General features: G+C 44.5%; 13 protein-coding genes. 11 read left to right on the top strand and 2 right to left on the bottom strand.

Features of this window, described 5'->3' with window-relative positions; genetic code table 11:
• Nucleotides 1-2 precede the first annotated feature (2 nt).
• The 8 genes from JN178_RS13785 (at nucleotide 3) to JN178_RS13750 (ending at nucleotide 8,596) form a co-directional block, all read left to right on the top strand.
• Nucleotides 3-1,028 carry a RodZ domain-containing protein gene (locus tag JN178_RS13785; RefSeq protein WP_202262043.1) on the top strand — a complete coding sequence of 342 codons (1,026 nt, stop codon included), beginning with the start codon at nucleotides 3-5 and terminating at the stop codon, nucleotides 1,026-1,028.
• An 8-nt stretch (nucleotides 1,029-1,036) separates the two neighbouring features.
• Entirely contained in the window at nucleotides 1,037-2,155 is a 1,119-nt protein-coding gene (gene ispG / locus JN178_RS13780) for a flavodoxin-dependent (E)-4-hydroxy-3-methylbut-2-enyl-diphosphate synthase (RefSeq protein WP_159627044.1), read from the top strand.
• 82 nt (nucleotides 2,156-2,237) lie between these two features.
• Nucleotides 2,238-3,518 (top strand): histidine--tRNA ligase, encoded by a 1,281-nt coding sequence (hisS, locus tag JN178_RS13775; protein WP_202262042.1) that lies wholly within the window; start codon nucleotides 2,238-2,240, stop codon nucleotides 3,516-3,518.
• 15 nt (nucleotides 3,519-3,533) lie between these two features.
• Complete coding sequence (locus tag JN178_RS13770; RefSeq protein ID WP_202262041.1) at nucleotides 3,534-4,154, top strand: YfgM family protein; 621 nt, start codon at nucleotides 3,534-3,536, stop codon at nucleotides 4,152-4,154.
• Nucleotides 4,155-4,199: 45 nt separating this feature from the next.
• The gene (gene bamB, locus JN178_RS13765; protein ID WP_202262040.1) at nucleotides 4,200-5,459 is read left to right on the top strand and encodes an outer membrane protein assembly factor BamB; all 1,260 of its coding nucleotides are present in this window, start codon (nucleotides 4,200-4,202) and stop codon (nucleotides 5,457-5,459) included.
• 250 nt (nucleotides 5,460-5,709) lie between these two features.
• The gene (gene der, locus JN178_RS13760; protein WP_202262039.1) at nucleotides 5,710-7,155 is read left to right on the top strand and encodes a ribosome biogenesis GTPase Der; all 1,446 of its coding nucleotides are present in this window, start codon (nucleotides 5,710-5,712) and stop codon (nucleotides 7,153-7,155) included.
• Nucleotides 7,156-7,530: 375 nt separating this feature from the next.
• Nucleotides 7,531-8,256 (top strand): choice-of-anchor E domain-containing protein, encoded by a 726-nt coding sequence (locus tag JN178_RS13755; protein ID WP_202262038.1) that lies wholly within the window; start codon nucleotides 7,531-7,533, stop codon nucleotides 8,254-8,256.
• 163 nt (nucleotides 8,257-8,419) lie between these two features.
• A complete protein-coding gene (locus JN178_RS13750; RefSeq protein ID WP_202262037.1) occupies nucleotides 8,420-8,596 on the top strand; it encodes an exodeoxyribonuclease VII large subunit in 177 nt (58 codons plus the stop codon).
• On the opposite strand, the gene JN178_RS13745 is transcribed toward JN178_RS13750, so the two are convergent.
• Complete coding sequence (locus tag JN178_RS13745; protein WP_202262036.1) at nucleotides 8,593-9,693, bottom strand: hypothetical protein; 1,101 nt, start codon at nucleotides 9,691-9,693, stop codon at nucleotides 8,593-8,595. The genes JN178_RS13750 and JN178_RS13745 overlap by 4 nt on opposite strands.
• 15 nt (nucleotides 9,694-9,708) lie before the next feature.
• On the bottom strand, nucleotides 9,709-11,061 hold the full coding sequence (gene xseA, locus JN178_RS13740; RefSeq protein WP_202262035.1) for an exodeoxyribonuclease VII large subunit: 1,353 nt from the start codon (nucleotides 11,059-11,061) through the stop codon (nucleotides 9,709-9,711).
• Between the two features lie 100 nt (nucleotides 11,062-11,161).
• On the opposite strand from xseA, the gene guaB reads away from it, so the two are divergent.
• The 3 genes from guaB to JN178_RS13725 all read left to right on the top strand — a co-directional run bounded on the left by guaB (nucleotide 11,162) and on the right by JN178_RS13725 (nucleotide 15,427).
• Nucleotides 11,162-12,631: an IMP dehydrogenase gene (gene guaB / locus JN178_RS13735; RefSeq protein WP_202262034.1), complete on the top strand. Its 1,470-nt coding sequence runs from the start codon at nucleotides 11,162-11,164 to the stop codon at nucleotides 12,629-12,631.
• Nucleotides 12,632-12,701: 70 nt separating this feature from the next.
• The gene (gene guaA / locus JN178_RS13730) at nucleotides 12,702-14,279 is read left to right on the top strand and encodes a glutamine-hydrolyzing GMP synthase (RefSeq protein ID WP_202262033.1); all 1,578 of its coding nucleotides are present in this window, start codon (nucleotides 12,702-12,704) and stop codon (nucleotides 14,277-14,279) included.
• 482 nt (nucleotides 14,280-14,761) lie between these two features.
• Complete coding sequence (locus tag JN178_RS13725; protein ID WP_202262032.1) at nucleotides 14,762-15,427, top strand: PEP-CTERM sorting domain-containing protein; 666 nt, start codon at nucleotides 14,762-14,764, stop codon at nucleotides 15,425-15,427.
• The last annotated feature ends 441 nt before the right edge of the window (nucleotides 15,428-15,868 follow it).

Below are 15,868 nucleotides of genomic sequence, written 5' to 3'. Positions count from 1 at the left end.
TAATGGTGTCAGAAGAAAACGCGAAACATGATGTAAATTCGCAACAACAAGAAAGCACGCCAAGTCCAGGGGCCATGCTGAAAGCGCGACGCGAAACGCTTGGCCTTTCTCAACAGGATATCGCTGATAAGCTATTTTTAAAAGTAAACCAAATCAATGATTTAGAGTGTGATGTTATTGACGAAAAGTCGTCAGTCACCTTTACCAAAGGCTATGTAAGAAATTATGCCAAACAATTAGGACTCGATTCTCAAGCCGTCATTGAAGCCTTTGAGCGTTATCATAATCAAACGTCGGTACCTTCATCGGAGAAGCTTCAGAGCTTTTCGAAACGTGTCGCAAAACAGACACATGACGACCGTTGGATGATGGTGACTTATATTATACTGCTGCTTATCATTGCAGGCGTGGTTGCATGGTGGTACCAGCAACCAAGTGATGACACTGTTTCCGATCTCACATTGCCTGAAGCCGTTAAGCGCGAAGCCGCTAATACACCCATTCCTTCACAACCCGCTGACGACAATATTGAGTTTGCTGAAAGCGCGATAGATGATGAGCCTAGCGAGAGTGATTTATCTTCAGAAAATGAAGTGACTGAAGGTGCGCAGCCATCAACGAATTTATCGAGTTTGGATAATGATGGGTTCACACAAGAAGGTGACTTGGATGACGGTGCGATATCATCACCTGATACAGCGGTGAATGATAGCAATAATCTGACAAACTTACTGAATAGTGATGCTGTAGAATCAGAACCTTCGCTTGAGTTGTCTAGCGATGCAGCGCCGATTTCAATGTCATTCACCTTTGATGATGATTGCTGGGTGAATATTAAAGATGCCACGGGCGAGGCAATTGCCTATGGTGTTAAGCAAAAAGGTCGAGTAATGGAAATTCAGGGCGTACCTCCTGTTGAAGTTACGCTCGGCGCACCGGATAATGTGCGCATATCAGTTAATGGCGAGTCTGTTGATATTTCTTCATACCAAAACGGTAGAACAGCTCGTTTCACACTTCCCATGTAGGTAAATAGATGTTTGCAGAAAGCCCTATTAAGCGCAGAAAGTCTACGCGTATTAATGTAGGAAATGTTCCCATTGGCGATGGTGCCCCCATTGCTGTTCAATCAATGACAAACACGCGTACCACAGATGTGGCTGCGACTGTCGATCAAATAAACCGTATAGTTGCTGTAGGTGGTGAGATCGTTCGTGTATCTGTGCCTACCATGGAAGCGGCTGAAGCATTTAAAGAGATTAAAAAGCAGGTGAGTGTGCCACTTGTGGCCGACATTCATTTTGATTACCGCATAGCGCTTAAGGTTGCCGAATATGGTGTGGATTGCTTGCGCATAAACCCAGGTAACATAGGAAATATGGAGCGTGTTCGCTCTGTTGTTGATTGTGCCAAAGACAAAAACATTCCTATTCGTATTGGGGTAAACGGTGGCTCGTTAGAGAAAGACTTACAAGAGAAGTATGGCGAGCCAACACCCGAAGCGCTAGTTGAATCGGCTATGCGACACGTAGATATTCTCGATAAGCTTAATTTTGACCAATTTAAAGTAAGCGTAAAAGCATCAGATGTCTTTTTGGCAGTGGGTGCATATCGTTTATTGGCACAAAAAATAGACCAGCCGTTGCACCTTGGCATCACTGAGGCCGGTGGGCAGCGAGCAGGTGCCGTAAAAAGTGCGGTTGGGTTAGGGATGTTATTGGCTGAAGGTATTGGCGATACATTACGCGTATCACTTGCTGCCGACCCAGTAGAAGAAATTAAAGTAGGCTTTGATATCTTAAAGTCGCTGCGTATTCGCTCTCGCGGTATCAACTTTATTGCTTGTCCTAGTTGCTCAAGACAAGAGTTCGATGTTATCGGTACGGTCAATGCGTTGGAGCAGCGCTTAGAAGATATTCTAACGCCTATGGATGTTTCGATAATTGGTTGCGTAGTTAACGGTCCCGGCGAGGCTGAGGTTTCAGATCTAGGGCTTACGGGAGCGCGTAATATGAGCGGCCTGTATGAAGACGGCAAACGTGTAAAAGAACGTCTTGCTAATGATGACCTAGTCGACAAATTAGAAGCGAAGATCCGCGCCAAAGCTGCGCGAATGAGCGATGAAAACAAAATTCAGGTTTCTGTAAAAGAATAAGCCAGTTTTTGTTCATTGTTGTTTACTTCCAAAGCCCCTATAATGCGGGGCTTTTCCCCATTTAGCAGTATGAGAATTTCACGTGGCTAAGACTATTCAGGCAATTCGAGGCATGAATGACTGCCTACCGGAGATTTCCGGCACATGGCAAAAGGTAGAATCTGTACTTCGTCAAGTTGTGGCGAACTACGGCTACCAAGAAATACGCACTCCCATTGTTGAAAGCACAGATTTATTTAAACGTTCAATCGGTGAAGTAACCGATATCGTTGAAAAAGAAATGTACACTTTTGAAGACCGTAACGGCGATAGCTTGACTTTGCGCCCTGAAGGCACGGCAAGTTGTGTACGTGCGGGTAACGAGCACGGCCTTCTTTATAATCAACAACAGCGCTTATGGTACATGGGGCCCATGTTCCGTCATGAACGTCCTCAAAAAGGTCGCTATCGTCAGTTTCACCAATTCGGTGTTGAAACCTATGGTATGGATGGCCCAGATATCGACCTGGAAGTCATTTTACTGAGTGCTCGTTTATGGAAGGCGTTTGGTATTGAGCAACACGTAAAGTTAGAAATTAACACGTTAGGCTCAAACGAAGCGCGTGCTGCATATCGCGATACCTTGGTGGCGTTCCTCAAGGAAAGAGCTGACCAACTAGATGAAGATTCTTTACGTCGTCTAGAAACAAACCCACTTCGTGTATTAGATAGCAAAAATCCTGATGTGCAAGCAGCCATTGCTGACGCACCAGCACTTATTGACCATTTAGATGAAGAATCAAAAGTGCATTTCGATACATTGTGTAATCGACTAACACAGGCTGGCATTGAGTTTGAAGTGAACCCTCGTCTAGTACGTGGACTCGATTACTACAACCGTACTGTTTTTGAATGGGTGACTGATAGCTTAGGTGCACAAGGCACTGTGTGTGCTGGCGGTCGTTACGACGGCCTTGTGGAGCAATTGGGGGGTAAAGCAACCCCAGCAGTTGGTTTTGCCATGGGCATAGAACGTCTGGTACTGTTGCTAACCACATTGACAGAAGAAGGGCAAGATACCAGTTTTGCTGATGTCTACGTAACGGCAATGGGGGATGACGCACAATCCTATGCCATTGAAGTTGCTGAGCACCTTCGCAATACATTGCCAACTGTGCGCATCATGATGCACTGCGGCGGTGGTAACTTTAAGAAACAACTTAAGCGTGCGGATAAAACCGGCGCTCGTCTAGCGCTGCTATTAGGCTCAGACGAAATGCAGTCACGTGTGGTGGGCATTAAACCACTTCGCGATGGGCAAGAGCAGATAACCGCAAGCTTCGACACGTTAGTAGAAAAAGTGTCAGAGATGCTAAGCGCGTAATATTAAGAGGACATCATGGAACAGTTCGCAACAGAAGAACAACAAGTAGAAGCGATTAAGCGTTTTTGGAAAGAGCATGGCACCGCAATTATAGTAGGCGCACTGCTTGGCCTAGGTGGTCTTTATGGCTGGCGTGCCTATTCAGAAGCCCAGATTGAAAGTAAAGAAGCGGCATCAGTTGCTTATCAGGACGCAGTAGAGACTTTCGGTAATGAAGGCAGCGACGCGAAAGTGAAAGCGTTTATCGAAGAAAATAAAGACAGCGGATATGCTAGTGCAGCAAGCCTTCTTGCAGCAAAGCAAGCTGTTGATGCAGGTGATCTAGATAGCGCAGCTTCTCACCTAAATACGGTTGTTACGTTTGCACAAAGCGATGAATTAAAAGCATTGGCGTCACTTCGTCTTGCTCGAGTTCAAATTGAAATGAACCAGCTTGACGCTGCGTTGTCTACGCTTAGCAATGTAACAAACGACGCATTCTCAGCAGAAGTTTCTGAATTAAAAGGCGATGTGTATCAAAAGCAAAGTAAATTTGATGACGCTCGCTTAGCTTACTCAAGTGCGTTAGAAAAAAATGCCAACAACCCGCTTTTAGAAATGAAGCTAGATAATCTTTCCGTGGCACAACCACAGTAAGACGCGGGCCGATAGGCAAGGATAAAAAATAAAGAGGTACGCAATTTGTTTCACAATACGTGTGGCCGCAGAGGTCGATTTGTTCGCACAATAGGTATGGCGCTTGCTGTGTCGATTACTATGTCAGGCTGTTCGACGGTTTCAGACTGGTTTGCGGATGAAGAAGAGTTAGAAATACGTCAACTAAAGCCGATTGAAGCGAAATTTCAACCTAAGCTTAACTGGGAGCGCGACATCGGTGACGGTGTAGAACATTATTTCTCTCGCTTACGTCCAGTTTATGCGTACGACAAACTTTATGCTGCTGACCGCCACGGTGCTGTAGTTGCAATGGACCCTACTACAGGTAAAGTCATTTGGCAGAAAAACTTCGCACAGTTTCGCGACGAAGGCATGATGAGTTCAGTAACGCGTTTATGGCGCAGTGGCGAAACGGCGCGTATCGGCGGTATTGCTGTTGCTGAAAAGCTTGTGTTCATTGGTACTGAGAATGGTTATGTTGCAGCGCTTGATGCGGAGTCTGGCGAGTTGGTGTGGGATGCGACTGTGCCTGGTGAAGTGCTTGCAGCTCCTGCAATAGACGAAGGTATTCTTGTAGTGAATACGGGCGCAGGCAGCTTGTTTGGCTTTAGAACCCGTGATGGTGAGCAGTTGTGGCGCCATGAAGGGGATACGCCTCCGCTAACGCTTCGCGGAATCTCTGGGCCTATCGCGTCAAACGGCGGTGCGATTATTGGTACGCCTACAGGTAAAATACAGGTAAATCTAATCGACTCAGGTGTGCTTGCGTGGGAAACCGTTATTGCTACGCCAACAGGCGCAACAGAACTAGAGCGTATTGTAGATATAGACACCACACCAATTTTGTTTGGCGGTACGATTTACACCGTTAGTTACAATGGTACTTTGGCTGCGGTTGAATTGCGTACAGGGCGTGTTATCTGGAAACGTGAATATGCGTCGTTTAGAAACCTCACACTAGATGGCAACAAGATTTTCGTTGTTGATAACAACTCGAATGTGTATGCACTAGATAGACGTAACGGTGTTGAGTTATGGTCGCAAAGTGGGTTGAAGCTTCGTTCACTTACAGCAGCAACACCAGTAGGCGAACACGTAGTTGTGGGTGATAACTGGGGCTTCCTACATTGGATAGAACAAGAAAGTGGTCAAATAGTTGCTCGCCTAGATGTTGGCGGTGACGATGAAGATGACGCTATTTTTGCTGCGCCACTAGAAGTTGACAATACCGTGGTAGCGGTAACTAGAACAGGTACTGTAGCCTCGGTAAGTATTTCGAAATAAATTACCTAGCACTTTATTAAAGCGGCGATGTAACCTAACGGTTGTGTCGCCGTTTTTGTTTTTACGCGCAGTTTCAGTTGTTTTTAAGATCCTGGGCAATCGCTTTCTTGCCGATTGGTATTAGAAAGTGAACAGGGTATAATGCGCCCATTCTCAAAAGCTGCATATCACATTACCGATTTACTAAAGCGTTAATTCGGTCAATTTGCGGCTTATGCTTTTAGCTTTCATGACCTTTAGGATCTGATAAATGTTACCCGTTGTTGCTTTGGTCGGCCGCCCCAATGTTGGCAAGTCGACCTTGTTTAATCGTCTTACCAATACCCGAGATGCACTTGTTGCGGACTACCCGGGCCTAACGCGTGACCGCAAATACGGCCAGGCGAAATTTGATAGACGCCAATTTATTGTAGTAGACACTGGCGGGATTACGGGTGACGAAGAGGGCATTGATGCGGAAATGGCACAACAGTCTTTGCTTGCTATCGAAGAAGCTGATGTCGTGATGTTCCTGGTTGATGCGCGCGCAGGTTTGTTAGCTGCTGACCAAGGTATTGCCGATCACCTACGCCGTATTAATAAAAAGGTGTTTGTGGTTGCCAATAAAGTGGACGGTATTGATGGCGACAGCGAAAGTGCCGAGTTTTATTCCCTAGGTTTGGGTGAAATTAAGCAGATCGCCGCTGCCCATGGTCGTGGTGTTAGCCAATTATTGCAGGATGCCCTCGCGCCATTGGAATCTGAATTTCCCGATATGGAAGTGGTAGAAGAAACACCACAAGAAGATGAAGACGCTGAAACGCAGCGTCAACGACTGCAAGAGTTGCCAATAAAGCTTGCGATCGTGGGTAAGCCTAATGTAGGTAAGTCTACTCTCACTAATCGAATCTTAGGTGAGGAACGCGTGGTGGTTTACGACATGCCAGGTACCACCCGTGACAGTGTATATATTCCTATGGAACGCGACGAGCGCGAGTATATCTTGATTGATACCGCAGGCGTTAGAAAGCGTAAGAAAATCAGTGAAGCCGTTGAGAAGTTCTCAATCGTTAAAACGCTACAAGCGATTGAAGAAGCGAATGTGGTCCTTCTTGTGATTGATGCAAGGGAAGGAATTACCGATCAGGATTTGAGTCTACTTGGCTTTGTCCTAAACTCAGGTCGCTCTTTGGTGGTAGCGGTTAATAAGTGGGACGGGCTTAGCACTGACATTAAAGATGAAATAAAACGCGAAATGGATAGACGCCTAGGCTTTATCGACTTTGCCCGAATTCACTTTATCTCAGCACTTCACGGTTCTGGCGTGGGTAATTTATTTGAGTCTGTCCAAGAAGCATACCTAAGTGCAACTAAGCGTATTAACACAGCCTTACTTACGCAAATAATGGAAATGGCTCAAGATGATCACCAACCTCCGTTGGTGAGAGGTCGTCGCGTTAAAATGAAGTATGCCCATGCCGGCGGTTATAACCCTCCGGTTATTGTTATTCACGGAAACCAAGTGGACGACTTGCCAAGCTCTTACAAACGCTTTTTGATGAATTACTTCAGAAAAGCATTAGAGATAATGGGGACACCCATAAAAATTGAATTTAGAGAAGGCAACAACCCGTTTGAGGGTAAGAAAAACAACCTAACGCTTGCACAGCAACGCAAACGTCGCAGAATGATGTCGTATTATAAAGAGAAAAAATAGCCATTTTGCAAATACGTTTGTGTTGTGTCGCAATTAGTGAACAAAAAGACATTTCTAAAAGCCGCGCAAGCGGCTTTTTTGTATCCTCAATTTAAGTATTTGAAACTTAGACTATAAAATTTTTAGAAATAGAAGGCCGCACGTTATCAATTGGCAACACTTCAGTTGCTCCTTATTTACAATCAAGTGTAAGTATTACCCAAAAGTATAAATTTTAAAAAATGTAATTAATTATTCTTAACCTTTGTATCGCACTGGTGACGTGCGTTTGCGTTAGGCGCAGTTGATGGTGTCTTTCTTGCAGTTTGAGGTGACGTCTTTTACAGACGGTGAAGTATTAGGACACAACACTATAAAACGATTAGGAAGAAAATTATGAAGAAGCAAGCTTTAGCTGCAGCCATTTTAGCATGCACCGCCATGTCATCAAATGCCGCAATTATCACGCAAGAAGTTTCATTTGGGCAACAGGGCAGCCCGTTTGATGTTGCTGATGTGTCACCGCTTTCACAAAGTTTATTTTTGGATGCATTTGACCAGACTCTGGGAGTGCTAAACGCCGTTAATATTATGGTGTTTGGGCAGATAGATAGTGAAGGAACATCGGTGAATGGTAGCGCAGAGCCTGGCAGAACAGATGTTGAGATTTTCCTTGCCTCTGATTGGCAGGTGTCAAGTGCAGCCGCTGATACATTTACTTTTGCATCAGCAAATTTTGTAAATCCTTTTGTATCAGCGCAAAGTTCTGCGCCAGGTACATTTACAATGCTACCTAATGATCCATCTGCGTCTTTCATGTTTGATGTTTCATCAGGTGAACGTAACGGCATGTTGTCAAATGTGGATATATCTGCATTCTTGCAAGGTTCACAAGTTGAATTCTTATTTACCACAGACGCAAGAACTAATATCTTCAATCAAGTTCAAGGTGGAACAGGAAGCTTTGCAAATGACTTCTCGACTGGTTCGTGGGGGAAAGTTGCGGTTGAATTTGATTACACGCCTAATGCTGTCAGCGTGTCTGAGCCTGCAGCGTTCAGCCTATTTGGTGCTGGCCTAGTATTGCTTCTTTCTAATAGAAGAAAACAACGCAAGCAATAAACACTGCTGTATCAGAAATTAGGGTACGGACTAGCCATTAGCAGTACTAGTCTGGCTCTGGTTCAACATCAATACTTAAATTCCGCATTCTGTAAGCTAACCACTTGTAGGCTATCTCTACTGGTCAGTAGCGTTTTGCGGCACCACACTTTAAGGTACTAGAATGTCAGTAAGAAGGATTCACCAATCAACTACGCCGCTTAAGAAAGACCAAGTTTATAATTGGTTTGATAGATATAAGCCGCAAAGCGAAACTAAAATTTACACCATTAGAAATGACGTTAAGCCCAAAGAAAGCTTTGTGCAACGGTTTGTGAAACGTACAGTTGATGAGTACTAATTGATTTGCTTTGATAACATCTCGCGAATATTCTTCATTAAGGGCGACTCTTTTGGCACCTGGACGTGTGTTATCAGCTCATTGACGAGTGGGTCTGAAAAATGTGTGGGAAAAGTAGTCGCGACCTTAACAAATTTGTCTTCTTTGCGAAAAACGTAGGTGGATGCATAAATTGGATCTGCCGTCTCAGATTCAGCCTTTAGCCCCAAACGCCATCCTTGAATGGTCGGATTTACCGAATAAGGTGACGCAGGATCTGATAAACTCAAGGTTAGCTGTTGCGCAGATGCCACCGAGTTTGCTTTCTCGTAATCCTGATCTAGCTGGCTGTTTAGTAATAAATTCACTTCTGTATCTAGAGAATCTAAAATTGGATAAACCGTTACGTCGACTAAGGCATCTTCGTAAGATGGATGCGTGTATCGAGTGATTGCTCCACTAAACGGGTCTGCATAAAGCTGGGTATCAAGTTTGGTGAAATCTCCGACTCTTTCTGGAACAGTAAGGCTACTTTCGTAGTTGCTTGCATCTAAAGCCGAGTAAAGGTATCGCGTCGAAAATATATCGCGAACCTTTATGTGTTCAACCCACTGCATAACTAATTCGCGAGCAAGCTGGTCTTTTGAAGAAGCGCGTTGTGCAGTGTTAAACATTGCACTGTCAATTTCGATTCCGCGCCACTGCAATGTAAACTCAACAAATTGCGAGCTTAAGTCAATCTCGCTGTGGCCCACATTCGCTATAAGTAGTTCGTAATCACTTCCTTCGGCAAACGGTGTTAATGCACTAAAAACCCGAGTGGTTTGAATTGCATTAATCAACGTTGTGGGCGCAATTGCATCTTCGCTACATGACGCTGTTAGCGTAGATTGTGAGCACAACGATTCAAGCGCTTCACTGGGGTATGTTGAAAACACGGACACTGAATTATTTATCTGCTGACTGTTCGCCTGATGTCCGAACAATGTACCAACAGACAACAGTAGCACGGCATTAAATGCATGTTTAGTGCGAGGTTTAACCCTCTGTCTGTTTTCTGCTGCACTCATTACGTGATAATCACGTGATGAGCTCGAGTCAGTGGTGTATGGTGCCATGTTGTCGCAGCATTCCTATTGCTGGTGAATACCTGTTACTGTACTGGTTATTTCGCCGTCAGTCACTCGCGTTTTTATCTCATCGCCAATATTTACAGTAGCTACTTTGTTAACCGTATCTTTATCTGACAATGTAATTGAGTAGCCTCTTGCTAGCGTAGAGAGTGGGCTTACCGACTGTAAGAGTGACACTTTGCCTCCAAGTTCACTTTTTTTCGCTTTTATAAATGCCTGCATCGCGCTATTAAGACGGCTTTGCTCGCTCGATAATTTGTTTTGTGCTGCGGCAAGCTTTGATGCAGGTGATTGCTGAGTTAGTCTGGAGACAAGTGAATGCAACTGTCTGTCACATTGAGAAAAGTCACGTTGAATCTGATGTTGTAGTCTCAATTGCAACCTATCTAGGGTTTGCCACTGATGTTGTATTTTACTTTGTGGATGCAGGGCATTTAGTCGTTGATTCTGTAACTTCAATCCCTGTTTATTTGTTTCAATGACGTGATGAATAGCGCGACCTAAACGCTGTTGATGTTGTGCAATTAATGCATACAGCGCTTTGGCATCTTGGCTTAAAATCTCGGCAGCTGCGGATGGGGTAGGGGCTCTTACATCTGCCACAAAATCAGATATGGTAAAGTCTACCTCATGCCCTACAGCACTTACCACAGGAAGCTCACTAAGGGCTATTTCGCGGGCCAGTCGTTCATCATTGAAACACCACAAATCTTCAAGTGAGCCACCACCACGCGTGAGCAAGATAACGTCAACTTCATTGCGCTGGTTTGCAGTTTGAAGTGCATGAATAAGCTGTGTCGGTGCAGTATCACCTTGGACCATTGAGGGGTAGACAATGACTTCCGTCTGCGGGCTTCTGCGTTTTAAAACGCTTAGTACATCGTGAAGCGCAGCGCCGCTAGAAGACGTAATGACACCAATTCGATTGATTTTTTCAGGAAGCGGGCGCTTGCGAGCAGTATCAAATAAGCCTTCATTATTTAACTTAAATTTTAGTGCTTCAAAGGCTTGTTTCAGTGCCCCTTCGCCATCGCTTTCCATATGTTCAACAACAAGCTGATAGTCGCCACGTGCCTCATATAAGCCGACAGAGGCGCGAACTAATATTTTGTCACCTTCTTTCGGGCGAATACGCACATTGCGATTTGCGCCTTTAAACATTGCTGCGCGAACTTGCGCTTTATTATCTTTAAGCGTGAAGTACCAATGCCCTGACGCTGCGGCAACAAAATTGGAGATTTCTGCGGATAGCCAGATAAGGCCAATTTCACCTTCTAGCACGGTTCTGGCTAAGCGATTTAGCTTAGTAACTGTTAAAATTTGTCGAGAGGTAGATGGCGAATTTGTAAACATAAAAAAAATCACTGGGTTTAATACATTTAGAGTTTACCTGAAAACTAAAAAACACTACAATTGCGCCGCAATTAACCCTCAACTGAATAGGTGTTGTTGCATGCTACGTATCATCCAAGAAGCCCTGACGTTCGACGATGTGTTGCTGGTTCCCGGCCACTCGACCGTCCTCCCTCACACAGCCAACTTACAAACACGCCTTACGCGTGGCGTAACGTTAAATATTCCAATGGTGTCTGCAGCCATGGACACGGTTTCTGAAGCCCGTCTAGCTATTGCGCTAGCGCAAGAGGGTGGTATTGGTTTTATTCATAAAAACATGAAGCCAGAAGAGCAAGCTAAGCACGTACGTGAAGTGAAAAAGTACGAAAGTGGTGTGGTGTCTGATCCGGTAACTGTGTCACAGGACGCGACTATTGGCGAAGTCATTGCACTTTCCAAGCGCCTTGGTTACTCAGGTTTCCCTGTAACTGATGAAGCTAATAACCTTATCGGTATTGTTACAGGTCGTGACCTACGTTTTGAAAAACGTCTCGAATTGCCAATCAGCAACGTGATGACCGGTAAGGATGATCTGGTCACTGTAAAAGAAGGCGCAAGTTCAGACCAAGTACTAGACCTTATGCATGAGCATCGAATTGAAAAAATCCTCGTGGTTGACGATGCGTTCAAATTAACAGGTCTTATTACGGTTAAAGACTTCCAAAAAGCTGAAAACAAGCCAAACGCATGTAAAGACTCACTAGGTCGTCTTCGCGTGGGTGCAGCAGTGAGTGTAGGTCCAGGTACTGACGAGCGTATCGCGCTATTAGTCGATGCTGGTGTTGATGTGTTGCTTATCGATACATCACACGGTCACTCACAAGGTGTTATCGATCGCGTTAAGAAAGTGCGCGCTGACTTCCCAGATGTACAAATTATTGCGGGTAACGTAGCAACAGGCGATGGTGCGAAAGCGCTGGCAGAGGCTGGTGTTGATGCGGTTAAAGTGGGTATTGGCCCTGGCTCAATTTGTACTACGCGTATTGTTACAGGATGCGGTGTACCACAAATTACAGCAGTGTCAGACGCTGTTGAAGCGCTAAAAGACACCGATATACCTGTCATTGCTGACGGTGGTATTCGTTTCTCAGGTGACATCGCTAAAGCCCTAGCCGCAGGCGCGAGCTGTGTAATGGTGGGCAGCATGTTAGCCGGTACAGAAGAAGCGCCAGGTGAAGTGGAACTTTACCAAGGTCGTTACTACAAGTCTTATCGCGGAATGGGCTCACTTGGTGCAATGAACCAAAGTCATGGCTCATCAGACCGTTATTTCCAAGAATCTAATAATGCAGAAAAGCTCGTGCCTGAAGGTATTGAAGGTCGCGTTGCATACAAAGGCCCAATTGCGAATATTATTCACCAGCAGATGGGTGGCTTGCGTTCAGCAATGGGGTTAACGGGGTGTGCAACTATTGAAGAGCTCAACACCAAAGCACAGTTTGTACGTGTAACATCAGCCGGTATGGGCGAGAGCCACGTGCACGATGTAAGCATTACCAAAGAAGCGCCGAACTACCGTTTAGGTTAAGGCGACCGACGACTGCGAGGCTGGTAATACACCAGCCTTTGTTCTTTTATTTAACGGGTAAAAATAAAACATGACCACAAATATCCACGACCAACGCATACTTATTTTGGATTTTGGCTCGCAATACACACAGTTGATAGCACGTCGTGTTCGCGAAATCGGTGTTTACTGTGAGCTTTGGGCTTGGGATGTGACCGAAGAGCAAATCCGTGAATTTAATCCGCAAGGCATTATTTTGTCAGGTGGCCCAGAGTCAGTGACGGAAGCAGGTTCTCCGCGTGCGCCGCAATACGTTTTTGAAGCGGGCGTACCCGTACTAGGTGTGTGCTATGGCATGCAAACTATGGCTGAGCAATTAGGTGGCGCGGTGCAGGGTTCTGACAAGCGCGAGTTTGGTTATGCGCAAGTTGAAGTTATCAAGCCAAGCCCGCTGTTGGACAAAATTGAAGACGCCATTAGTGACAATGGCTCGGCATTACTTGATGTGTGGATGAGCCATGGCGATAAAGTCGCGTCTATTCCAGCCGGGTTTGAAACTGTTGCACAAACACCATCGTGCCCGCACGCGGCAATGTATAACGAAGAAAAACAGTTCTACGGCGTACAATTCCACCCTGAAGTAACACATACACGCCAAGGTATGCGCTTACTTACCCATTTCATTATGGATATCTGTAAGTGCGAGAAGCTTTGGACCGCTGGTGCCATTATTGATGATGCTATTGAACGCATTAAAGAAAAAGTGGGTGATGAAGAAGTTATTCTTGGCCTCTCTGGTGGTGTTGATTCATCAGTTACGGCTATGCTTCTTCACCGTGCAATCGGCAAAAATCTGACGTGTGTTTTCGTCGATAACGGCCTATTGCGTTTAAATGAAGCTGACCAAGTAATGGAAATGTTCGGCGATCATTTTGGACTTAACATCATTCGCGTTGATGCTGAGGACAGATTCCTTGAGCGTCTTAAAGGCATTGAAGACCCTGAACTTAAGCGTAAAGCCATTGGTAATGAGTTCGTTCGTGTATTCGATGAAGAAGCAGGCAAGCGTGAGAACGCGAAATGGCTAGCACAAGGTACGATTTACCCTGACGTGATTGAGTCTGCTGGCTCTGCAACGGGCAAAGCGCATGTCATTAAGTCGCACCACAACGTGGGCGGCCTTCCAGAAGATATGGAACTAGGTCTTGTTGAGCCGCTGCGCGAACTATTTAAAGACGAAGTACGCAAAATTGGTCTCGAGCTAGGTTTGCCGTATGACATGCTTTACCGTCACCCGTTCCCTGGGCCAGGTCTTGGTGTTCGTGTACTTGGCGAAATAAAGAAAGAATATTGCGATTTACTACGTCGTGCTGACGCTATCTTTATTGAAGAGCTTTATGCAGCCGACCTTTATCAGAAAGTAAGTCAGGCATTTACCGTATTTCTACCAGTGCGCTCAGTAGGCGTAATGGGTGATGCACGTAAATACGATTGGGTAGTGAGTCTGCGCGCTGTTGAAACCATCGACTTTATGACGGCGCATTGGGCCCACTTGCCATACGATTTCTTAGGCAAAGTGTCGAACCGTATTATCAATGAAATCGACGGTATTAGCCGCGTGGTTTACGATATTTCTGGTAAGCCGCCTGCGACTATCGAATGGGAATAATTAATCAATAATAATGGATTGATTTATAAGGCTACTTTATTTTTGTAAAGTAGCCTTTTATATATGGCCTGCGAAGGTGCTTACTATCCAAAGCCTTTAAGCACAAAACATGTTGGTACGGCTATAGCTAAAGCTAAAAACAAGTTGTCTGATATTACTGCAATGATCAACTCGGGCAAAAAAGGTTTTTTGAATCACAGTCGTGGAGAGCGTTCAGATACATCTAGCCAGTCAACAACGGTATGTCGAACTTGGTTTGCTCAGCTAGGGCAGATATTGAAAAATATAACCTCTTTTGAAACTTTACCCCTCATTAACAGTAGTTGATTGAAACACTCAATCTGTCAGTATACTTTACATACAAAAACAGAATAAAAAATATTATTCGAAATATTAGGCTCTTATAGATTGGTACGTCTAATGCTTATAACCCTGTTATGCATGTCGCATCGAATATTTAATATAAAATAGGTGTCAATGTAATGAAAAAAATAATCTGTTTTGTAATTTTAAGTCTGATGAGTTTTGTAACTCATTCCGCTATTATCACAGGTATTGCTAATGATTTACTCAAAACGGACGTTAGCAATGACGGTTGGACGATACAATACCAAGGCGCTTACTCTGGCTCTTTTTCTTGGAGTTCACTATTAGCTGGAGTTGATTCATCGAAATATATGGCTTTGGCATCATCTTCTAGTGATGGTGCTACTACATATGATTTATTTGCTGCGATAAAAGTGTCTGACTTTTTAGTACTTTCCACTGCTCTCAATGAGACTCAATTGTTCAATGGGGCGTATTGGTACAGAAGTTCAGGAAGTGGCTCTGTAGGTTTTTCACCAACATCTGGAATTTTCCAAAATAGCGCAGATGTTTGTAATACATCCCTTTTCGGCGATCCTGGTTGTGCCGGTGATGATGGTTCTGAGCGTTTGTCTTGGCATATGAGTAGTAATGACAATGTTTTTGGAGGCTGGAGATCTGGTTTAACTACAAACCTTAACTCTGATAGTACTTGGCAAAGATACGTTCTTTTAATTGATGCTCCACAGCAAGGTCCTACCCCGGCTCCAGAGCCAGGCTCAATTGTAATGATTGGACTAGGTTTGGCTGGACTAGTGGTTCGCCGCAGAACCAAAAAGTAACTGAATTCTATTTTAGGTGCGTAAAACATTTACGCACCATCTTCTTATTCAGGTCTATCACAATACTAACGTCATTCTCAGCATCAATTCATACCAACAGCTATACATTTGACGCCGAGTCAGTATTCCCGCATCACGAAAAAACACATAATTATCACCGGAATAATGTTCCGTTCCGGAACTAATTTCGTCACAAAAACGGATTTGCAATAGCGATAATAATGCGTGTTTGCCGCACCTTAGGCGCCTCTTCTAGCTCCACGATCGTCACCGATAATAGTGCTTAAAATTATCTACTAGAAAACTACTTACTCCTCCTATTACCTGTAACTTACTTAGAAGTATTAAAAGTCCAGAAACCCACAACACGCTCTAAAATCTCAAATTTTTTGCAGGTTGTGTGAACTCGTCTATTCTTTCGTTAAGTATTATTGAAAATTA

The organism is Alteromonas sp. KC3, assembly GCF_016756315.1.
Classification (GTDB): Bacteria; Pseudomonadota; Gammaproteobacteria; order Enterobacterales; family Alteromonadaceae; genus Alteromonas.
This window is presented reverse-complemented; position numbering and strand designations above follow the sequence as displayed.

Excerpts from the sequence above, each read along its gene's own strand:
- guaA (WP_202262033.1), top strand. The coding sequence starts at position 12,702 with ATGACCACAAATATCCACGACCAACGCATACTTATTTTGGATTTTGGC.
- guaB (WP_202262034.1), top strand. The coding sequence starts at position 11,162 with ATGCTACGTATCATCCAAGAAGCCCTGACGTTCGACGATGTGTTGCTG.
- der (WP_202262039.1), top strand. The coding sequence starts at position 5,710 with ATGTTACCCGTTGTTGCTTTGGTCGGCCGCCCCAATGTTGGCAAGTCG.
- JN178_RS13745 (WP_202262036.1), bottom strand. The coding sequence starts at position 9,693 with ATGGCACCATACACCACTGACTCGAGCTCATCACGTGATTATCACGTA.
- JN178_RS13785 (WP_202262043.1), top strand. The coding sequence starts at position 3 with ATGGTGTCAGAAGAAAACGCGAAACATGATGTAAATTCGCAACAACAA.
- JN178_RS13770 (WP_202262041.1), top strand. The coding sequence starts at position 3,534 with ATGGAACAGTTCGCAACAGAAGAACAACAAGTAGAAGCGATTAAGCGT.
- ispG (WP_159627044.1), top strand. The coding sequence starts at position 1,037 with ATGTTTGCAGAAAGCCCTATTAAGCGCAGAAAGTCTACGCGTATTAAT.
- JN178_RS13725 (WP_202262032.1), top strand. The coding sequence starts at position 14,762 with ATGAAAAAAATAATCTGTTTTGTAATTTTAAGTCTGATGAGTTTTGTA.
- JN178_RS13750 (WP_202262037.1), top strand. The coding sequence starts at position 8,420 with ATGTCAGTAAGAAGGATTCACCAATCAACTACGCCGCTTAAGAAAGAC.
- xseA (WP_202262035.1), bottom strand. The coding sequence starts at position 11,061 with ATGTTTACAAATTCGCCATCTACCTCTCGACAAATTTTAACAGTTACT.
- JN178_RS13755 (WP_202262038.1), top strand. The coding sequence starts at position 7,531 with ATGAAGAAGCAAGCTTTAGCTGCAGCCATTTTAGCATGCACCGCCATG.